Genomic DNA, 234 nt, shown 5'->3' on the forward strand with positions numbered 1-234 from the left:
CTCCGGCGATCGACTGGAGCGGCAGGACCTTGTCGGCGAGGCCGGCACGGGGGACGAAGCCCGGCATGCCCCAGACGACGCGGGTCGCCTCGTCCTGTGTCAGCACCTGGCCACCCGCCTCGCGGATGTGCTCGCAGCCGCGCAGCCCGTCCTGTCCCATGCCGGTCAGGATGACGCCGAGCGTGTGCCCGCCGTGCACCGCGGTGACGCTGCGGAAGAGCACGTCGACCGCGG

The 234-nt window shown here is 73.5% G+C and carries 1 protein-coding gene; it reads right to left on the reverse strand.

Features of this window, described 5'->3' with window-relative positions:
• Window positions 1-234: chemotaxis protein CheB (locus tag RYX56_RS25415; protein ID WP_317124525.1), on the reverse strand; the 234-nt coding region annotated here is incomplete at both ends.

This window comes from Alkalihalophilus lindianensis (assembly GCF_032843265.1).
Lineage (GTDB): Bacteria > Bacillota > Bacilli > Bacillales > Bacillaceae_D > Alkalihalophilus > Alkalihalophilus lindianensis.